At 63.8% G+C, this 6,821-nt stretch carries 8 protein-coding genes; 7 read left to right on the top strand and 1 reads right to left on the bottom strand.

All coding sequences use genetic code 11. The features are described from left to right. On the top strand, nucleotides 1-411 hold a 411-nt coding region (locus tag QZS13_RS06865; RefSeq protein ID WP_295587228.1), incomplete at its 5' end, for a S1 RNA-binding domain-containing protein. A 129-nt stretch (nucleotides 412-540) separates the two neighbouring features. Here QZS13_RS06865 and QZS13_RS06860 read toward each other — a convergent pair. Further along, the gene (locus QZS13_RS06860) at nucleotides 541-1,236 is read right to left on the bottom strand and encodes an S-layer homology domain-containing protein (protein ID WP_295587226.1); all 696 of its coding nucleotides are present in this window, start codon (nucleotides 1,234-1,236) and stop codon (nucleotides 541-543) included. 175 nt (nucleotides 1,237-1,411) lie between these two features. On the opposite strand from QZS13_RS06860, the gene QZS13_RS06855 reads away from it, so the two are divergent. The 6 genes from QZS13_RS06855 to QZS13_RS06830 all read left to right on the top strand — a co-directional run bounded on the left by QZS13_RS06855 (nucleotide 1,412) and on the right by QZS13_RS06830 (nucleotide 6,801). Then, nucleotides 1,412-1,873: a GNAT family N-acetyltransferase gene (locus tag QZS13_RS06855; RefSeq protein WP_295587224.1), complete on the top strand. Its 462-nt coding sequence runs from the start codon at nucleotides 1,412-1,414 to the stop codon at nucleotides 1,871-1,873. Then, the gene (gene mnmE, locus QZS13_RS06850; RefSeq protein ID WP_295587222.1) at nucleotides 1,864-3,237 is read left to right on the top strand and encodes a tRNA uridine-5-carboxymethylaminomethyl(34) synthesis GTPase MnmE; all 1,374 of its coding nucleotides are present in this window, start codon (nucleotides 1,864-1,866) and stop codon (nucleotides 3,235-3,237) included. The genes QZS13_RS06855 and mnmE overlap by 10 nt, the downstream gene beginning before the upstream one ends. A gap of 109 nt (nucleotides 3,238-3,346) precedes the next feature. Beyond that, nucleotides 3,347-3,907, top strand: a complete 561-nt coding sequence (locus QZS13_RS06845) for a DUF1836 domain-containing protein (protein WP_295587219.1) — start codon at nucleotides 3,347-3,349, stop codon at nucleotides 3,905-3,907. 4 nt (nucleotides 3,908-3,911) lie between these two features. Next, nucleotides 3,912-4,784, top strand: a complete 873-nt coding sequence (locus tag QZS13_RS06840; protein WP_295587217.1) for a DegV family protein — start codon at nucleotides 3,912-3,914, stop codon at nucleotides 4,782-4,784. 4 nt (nucleotides 4,785-4,788) lie between these two features. Continuing rightward, a complete protein-coding gene (prmA, locus tag QZS13_RS06835; RefSeq protein WP_295587215.1) occupies nucleotides 4,789-5,778 on the top strand; it encodes a 50S ribosomal protein L11 methyltransferase in 990 nt (329 codons plus the stop codon). A 30-nt stretch (nucleotides 5,779-5,808) separates the two neighbouring features. Continuing rightward, entirely contained in the window at nucleotides 5,809-6,801 is a 993-nt protein-coding gene (locus QZS13_RS06830) for a bile acid:sodium symporter family protein (protein ID WP_295587213.1), read from the top strand. Nucleotides 6,802-6,821: the final 20 nt, after the last annotated feature.

The following is a 6,821-nucleotide window of genomic DNA, read 5'->3' as shown; positions in this document are numbered from 1 at the left end:
GGCGGCAAGGTGATCCAGAAGATCGTGGCCGACACCGGCGCCAAGATCGACATCAACGACGACGGCTCCATCTTTATCTCCGGCGTGGACGCCGCTTCCTGCGACGCCGCCAAGAAGTGCATCGACGACATCGTGTTTGTGCCTGAGGTGGGTGCTCTGTATTACGGCCGCGTGGTGCGCCTGATGACCTTCGGCGCCTTCGTGGAGCTGGCTCCCGGCAAGGACGGCCTGGTGCACATCTCCAAGCTGGCCGACCACCGCATTGAAAAGGTGGAGGACGCCTGCAAGATCGGCGACATGATGTGGGTCAAGGTCACCGACATTGACGAAAAGGGCCGCGTGAACCTCTCCCACAAGGACGCCATGAAGGAAATCAAGGCCAAGGAGGCCGCCGGCGAGCGCATTAAGTAAATGCCTCTCCGCTGAGACTGGAAGGGCCGGACGCCTGAGCGTCCGGCCCTTTTGCATTACTTGAAAATTCTTTCCGACAAAAAGAGCGGCCGCCCGGGTGGGCGGCCGCCGCCGATTTATCTGTGCACTTTATGAGACGGGGACAGTTTTCGCCTCGCCGGCGGGGCTGTTGGCTGCACGGTACAAAAACAGAACGATCTGTCCCCGGGTGCAGATCTCATCCGGGGCAAACGTGGTCTCCGTGGCGCCGCTGGTAATGCCGCTTTCCACCGCCCACAGCACTGCGTCATCGGCGTACCAGTAGAGGGGCTGGCCGTGTTCGTCTCCGTCCCCGAAGGGAACGTCGGTGAAGGGTAGCTGGCCCTCCATCTCCGGGCTGCCGGCGGTGCACCACAGGAAATACACCGCGTCCAGCCGGGTACACGCCGCATGGGGCTCAAAGGTCCCAAACCCCCACATATCCTTCTCTGCGGCCCACTGGACGGCCTTGTAATAGTAGGCATTGGGATCCGTTACGTCCATGAACTGCGTCTGCGTCAGTGCGGGTTCCGGCTCACCGGCCGCCCGCCACAGGAAGGTAGCCAGCTGGGCCCGGGTACAGGGCGTATCCGGGGAGAATGTCGTGCCGTCGCCGGTGCCGGCGGTGATTCCCGCTTCCGCCGCCCAGTACACCGCGTCGGCGTATTCCGCGCCGGCAGGCACGTCTGTGAAGGCCATGTCCCGTCCGCCGGCCGGTTCCCCCGGGACTTCCGCCGCGGCTGCGGGGCCCGTCAGGGCCAGGCACATTGCCAGAGCCAGCAGCCGTGATACCAGATTTCTTTTCATAGCGATACTCCTTCCCTGTCAAATCATAAGGCCGCCTGCCGCCGCTTCGAAAACGGCGGGAATGTCCTATTGCTTGTCAAACGGTCTCTGGGCTTTTATAATGGAGAAGCTTAGTTCAATTTAAATGTAACACGACGGTTTGAAAAACACAACCCCGCCGCGCAAAGGAGGTCCTATGCACATTCGTCCCTGCACCGAAGCGGATCTGCCCGCCGTGCTGGACTTATTCCACGAATCCGTCCACACCCTCTGCCGGGCCGACTACACCCCCGCCCAGCTTGCTGCCTGGGCCCCCGCGGACCTGGACAGCGCTCCCTGGGCCCGGCGTCTCCAATGCCAGACCTTTTTGCTGGCGGAGGAGGGCGGCGCCCTCCTGGGCTTTGCCTCCCGGGAGGAAGATGATCTGGATCTACTGTACGTGCACCCCCGCCACGCCCATCGGGGCGTTGGCACCGTGCTGTGCGACGCCCTGGAGCGCCGGTGTACCAGGCGGCGCATTACCGTCCACGCCTCTTTGACCGCCCGGCCCTTTTTTGCCCACCGGGGCTATCGGACCGTGGAGCCCCACCAAGTGGAGCGCCGGGGCGTGGTCCTCACCAACTATCTTATGGAAAAGGAGCTGATACTATGGACGTGATCGCCGCCATCGCCACCGGTGCCGCGCCTACCGCCATCGGCATCGTGCGGGTATCCGGAGACGGATGCCTTTCCCTGTGCGACGCCGTGTTCCGGGCAAACAGCGGCCGCCTCCTGACTGACCTGTCCCCCCGGACCATGGTGCTGGGGGACATGCTGGACACCCAGGGCCGCGTCATCGACCACGGCCTTGCCGTCACCTTCCCCGGTCCCCACAGCTACACCGGTGAGGACAGCGCCGAATTCCACTGCCATGGTTCCCCTGTGGTACTGCGGGAGCTGCTCTCCGCCCTTTTTGCCGCCGGCGCCCGGCAAGCGGGTCCCGGTGAATTCACCAAGCGGGCCTTTCTCAACGGCCACATGGACCTGACGGAGGCGGAGGCCGTGGTGGATCTCATCGATGCGGAGACATCCGCTGCCGCCCGCAACGCTGCCGCCCAGCTCTCCGGCGCTCTGCGCCGGGACTTTCAGGCAGTCACGGACACTCTGCTGGACATTGCCACCCGGTTTTACGCCGTGGTGGACTACCCGGACGAGGACATCCCCGACATTCATCCCCAGGAGGTGGACCAGGCCCTTACCGCCGCCGGGGACACCCTGGGGCGGCTGCTGGCCACCTGCGGCCGGGGCAGAGTCCTCAAGCGCGGCGTGGCCACCGCCATTGTGGGCCGTCCCAACGCGGGCAAGTCCTCCCTGTTAAACGCCCTGGCCGGGTACGAGCGAGCCATCGTCACCGATATTCCCGGCACCACCCGGGACACGGTGGAAGAATCCGTGGTGTGCGGCGGGGTGCGGCTGCGGCTCATGGACACTGCCGGCATCCGTGAAACAGAGGACATTGTGGAAAAGCTGGGCGTGGAGCGTTCCCGGCAGGCGCTGGAGCAGGCGGACCTGGCCCTGGCAGTGGTGGACGGTTCCGCTCCCCTCACAGACGAGGACCAGGAGATCCTGCGCCTTGCCGCCCGGTGCCCCCGGTGGATCCTGGTGCTCAACAAGCAGGACCTTAACTGCGGACGCGGCGCCATCTACTGCCCGGACCCCTCTTTGCCCAAGCCTGCCGCAGCGGTGGAAGTCAGCGCCCTCCGGGGAGACGTTTTCTCCCTGGAGCGGGCTGTGGAGAAGCTCTTCCCCCAGGGGGACGTCCCCGAAGGGTCCATTCTCACCAATGAGCGCCAGGAGCACGCCGCCCGCCGGGCGGCGGAGGCGGTGGCGCGGGCCCGGGAGGCCCTGGCGGCGGGCTTCACCCCCGACGCCATCCTCACCGACGTGGAGGAGGCCCTGGATGCTCTGGGCCAGCTCACCGGCCGCACCGCCCGGGAGGAGATCGTCTCCGGCATCTTCTCCCGGTTCTGTGTGGGCAAGTGACCGGCCGCACCTCATTTTCAATTCCATAAAATCCGGTTTACACAATTATATGCCGGTGTTATACTGAGTTGGAAATCGTTTTGCATGCGATAAAGGAGGAAGCGCTGCCATGGAAGAAGCTCTGTCTGCTTTTTTGGAGCAGCTCCGCTCCCAGCGGCCCGTGCCCTGGGACCAGCTGCCGGATTTTGCCCTGTATATGGATCAGATTCTCTCCTACATGGACCGCCAGGTGATCCGCTTCGGAGAAGAGGACGGCCTCACCGCCGCCATGGTCAATAACTACACCAAAAGCGGTCTGGTACCCCGGGCCGCCGGGAAAAAATACAGCCGGGAGCATCTGGCGTATCTGACGGCCATCTGCGTACTCAAGCACGTCATGTCCACCCGGGACATGGACCTGCTCATCCGGGAAGAGCTTCAGGGCCGCCGGAGCGTGGAGGAGGGCTATGAAGCCTTCCGCGCCAGCCTGGACAAGGCCCTGAACCTGACGGCCCAGGAGATGGAGACCCGGGGCAGCCGGGAGGATCAGCTGGCGGACGCCGCCATTCACTTCGCGCTCATCAGCTACGCCGCCGGTGCTGCCAGCAACCGCTATGTAACGCTGCTGCGCCAGCAGCAGGACGGAGATCAGCCGTCCAAAAAGGCAAAAAAGGACAAGGAGAGGGAATGAAGCTATGCGGGACTATGTAATCATGACAGACAGCTGCTGTGATCTGACAGCAGCCATGGCCGACCAGCTGGGGCTTTCCGTGCTGCCGCTGAGCCTGACCATGGGCAACCATGTCTACCAAAACTGGCTGGACGGGCGGGACATCGGCTTTGAGGACTTTTACGCCCGCATCCGCGCCGGTGAGACCGCTACCACCGCCGCTGTCAGCGTAGGCGACTTCGAGGCAGCCATGCGGCCCATTTTGACCCAGGGAAAGGATATTTTGTGCATCTGCTTTTCCTCTGCCCTCTCCACCACCTATCAGTCCGCCGTCATCGCGGCCAACGACCTTCACGCCGAGTTCCCCGACGCCTCCATTTTCGTGGTGGACTCCCTGTGCGCCTCCCTGGGCCAGGGGCTTTTGCTCTACCTGTGCGCCCAGCAGAAAAAGGAGGGCCACTCCATCGGCGAGGTGCGCTCCTACGCCGAGGCCACCAAGGGCAACATCTGCCACTGGTTCACCGTGGACGATCTGAACCACCTCAAGCGGGGCGGCCGCATCAGCGCCGCCACCGCCCTGTTCGGCACCATGCTCTCCATCAAGCCCGTCATGCACGTGGATGACGGCGGTCATCTGACCCCCGTGGCCAAGGCCCGGGGCCGGAAGGCCTCGCTGCTGGCCCTGGTGGACCGGATGGAGGAAAATGCCGTAGACCCCGCCCATGGTCCCGTGTTTATCAGCCACGGCGACTGCGAGGGCGACGCACTGTTGGTGGCCGACGAGATCGTCCGCCGGTTCGGCAACAAGGACATCCACCTGAACTTCGTGGGCCCCGTCATCGGCAACCACTCCGGTCCCGGCACGGTGGCGCTGTTCTTCGTAGGCAACAAGAGGTGAACGTATGAAATGGCTGGAACTGCACATTGACACCACCCACGCCGGCCTTGAAGCCGTGGAAACCATGCTCTCCGCCCTGGGCATTGACGGCGTGGTCATCGACGACGAAGAGGAATTCCAGGACTTTCTGGAGAACAACCACCAGTACTGGGACTATGTGGACGAAGATCTGGAGCAGCGGATGCACGGCCGCTCCCGGGTCACGTTCTACCTGGAAGCCGGCGACGAGGGCTTTGCCAAAATGGGTGAAGTGCGCCTGGCGCTGGCCGATCTGAAATCCCGCCGCAGTGACTGCGGCTCCCTGATCATGACCATGGATACCATGGAGGAATCCGACTGGGAAAACAACTGGAAGCAGTTTTACAAGCCCATGGAGATCGGGCAGCGGCTGCTGGTGGTACCCCAGTGGGAACAGGACGATCCGGCGGTGCAGAAGGCCCTGGAGAGCCGGGTGAGCCTCATCTTGGAGCCGGGACTTACCTTCGGCACCGGGTCCCACGCCACCACCCGGCTGTGCCTGGAGGCCCTGGAGCGGCTGGTCGAGCCCGGCTGCCGGGTGGTGGATCTGGGCTGCGGCAGCGGCATTTTGTCCATCGCCGCACTGAAGCTGGGCGCCGATGCCGCCGTGGCGGCGGACATCGATGACAAGTGCCTGGACGTGGCCTATGAAAACGCCGCCATGAACGGCATCGGCAAGGACCGCTACACCGTCCTGGCCGGGGATATTCTCTCCGACCAGGCGCTGCAAAGCGCCATCGGCACCGGGTATGACCTGGTGGTGGCCAACATCGTGGCCGACGTAATCATTGCCCTGTCCGGCGCCGTGGACGGCCTGATGGCCCCCGGCGGGCGGTTTTTGTGCTCCGGCATCATCGACACCCGCGCCGGCGAGGTGGCCTCTGCTCTGGAACAGGCAGGATTGCACATTCTGGAGCGGCATGAGGACCAGGGCTGGTACTGCTACCTGTGCTGCCGGAAAAGCGAAGTCAATTAACCAAGAAGTGAGGAATTCCCCTTGAGACCAATGGAAAAACTGGATGCCTTTCTGGGACGGCACATGGCCCCCCTGATCGTGCTGTTCGTCCTGGCGGGCATCGCCCTGCCTGATGTGTTCTCCCCCATTAACGACTATACCATGGCGCTGTTCGCCTTCATGACCTTTGCCAACAGCCTGGGCGGCGGGTTCCGGGAGATGAAAAACGTGGTGCTTCACCCCCTGCCGGTGCTGGTCATCTTTGTGCTGCTGCATGTGGCCATGCCCCTTCTGACGCTGCTGGCCGGGTCGCTGCTGTTTCCGGAAGCCCCTCTGTTCACCACGGGTCTGGTGCTGGAATACGCCATCCCCACCGGCGTCGCCTCCCTTTTGTGGGTGTCCCTGGCCCAGGGCAACACCACCATGTGCCTTTCCGTGGTGCTGCTGGACACGCTGCTGGCCCCCTTTGTCATTCCCCTGACGCTGCGGCTTCTGGTGGGCTCTGTGGTGGAGATGGACACCATGAGCATGATGGGTGATCTGATGATCATGGTGGCCATCCCCGCCCTGATCGCCATGACCATGTACCACTGCTCCAAAGGGCGGGTGGCCCAGACCTGGAAGCCCCGACTGGCCCCCTATGCCAAGCTGACCATGCTGCTGCTGGTCATGGCCAACGCCACCGGCTGCGCTCCCTTCCTGCGCCAGATCACCCCCACCCTGGCCCGGGTCATTGCGGCGGTATTTGCTCTGTGCCTGCTGGGCTTTTTCCTGGGGTATTGGGCCGGGCGGGCCATGGGTGTGGATTTCCCCACCCTGGTGACCATGTCTCTCAACACTGGCATCCGCAACATCGCCGCCGGCTCCGTGCTGGCCATCGCCTACTTTCCCGGCGACGTGCTCTTCCCCGTGGCTTTCTCGCCCCTTTTCCTGCAGGCCACCACTGCCGTCATTGTCAAGGTCCTCCACGCCACGGCGCCGGGCCGGGCCTGGCGGGCAGCGCAGGCCTCGTCTGGTGAGACCGGCGTCACCGTGTCCCGCTGAGGGCGGGATTTTCCACAGTT

Origin of the sequence: uncultured Oscillibacter sp. (assembly GCF_900546705.1) — a bacterium.
In the GTDB taxonomy this organism is placed as follows: Bacteria; Bacillota; Clostridia; order Oscillospirales; family Oscillospiraceae; genus Oscillibacter.
This window is presented reverse-complemented; position numbering and strand designations above follow the sequence as displayed.